Raw genomic sequence first — 844 nt, 5'->3', positions numbered from 1 at the left:
TTGCTAACTGCGATGGAGAGACGGAGAAGGCTAGGCTAGCGCGGCGTTGGTAGTCCGCGTTTAAGGCTGTAGGCTGTGTGTTTAGGCAAATCCGGACACACGCTCTTAAATGAGCAGGCTGAGAGTTGATGACGAGGTCCTAAGGGACTGAAGTAGTTGATGCCATGCTTCCAGGAAAATCTTCTAAGCTTCAGGTTAGCAGGAATCGTACCCCAAACCGACACAGGTGGTTGGGTAGAGAATACCAAGGCGCTTGAGAGAACTCGGCTGAAGGAACTAGGCAAAATGGTACCGTAACTTCGGGAGAAGGTACGCTCCTGTTGGTGATGAGACTTGCTCTCTAAGCTGACGGGAGTCGCAGATACCAGGTGGCTGCAACTGTTTATCAAAAACACAGTACTGTGCAAACTCGCAAGAGGAAGTATACGGTATGACGCCTGCCCGGTGCTTGAAGGTTAATTGATTGGGTTATCTTAGGAGAAGCTCATGATCGAAGCCCAAGTAAACGGCGGCCGTAACTATAACGGTCCTAAGGTAGCGAAATTCCTTGTCGGGTAAGTTCCGACCTGCACGAATGGCGTAATGATGGCCACGCTGTCTCCAGCCGAGACTCAGTGAAGTTGAAATTGCGGTGAAGATGCCGTATACCCGCGGCTAGACGGAAAGACCCCGTGAACCTTTACTATAGCTTGGCACTGAATATTGACCCTACATGTGTAGGATAGGTGGGAGACTTTGAAGCATTGTCGCTAGATGATGTGGAGTCAACCTTGAAATACCACCCTTGTAGTGTTGATGTTCTAACCGCGGCCCCTGAATCGGGGTTCGGGACAGTGCCTGGTGG

Annotated in this window: 1 rRNA gene; it reads left to right on the top strand. The window is 50.7% G+C overall.

The features are described 5' to 3' along the window. Window positions 1-844 (top strand): 23S ribosomal RNA (locus Q0791_RS24915); the annotation flags it as partial.

The organism is uncultured Shewanella sp., assembly GCF_947495455.1.
GTDB lineage: Bacteria > Pseudomonadota > Gammaproteobacteria > Enterobacterales > Shewanellaceae > Shewanella.
Note: the sequence above shows the minus strand (reverse complement) of the source record. Positions and strands in the feature narration are given on the sequence as shown.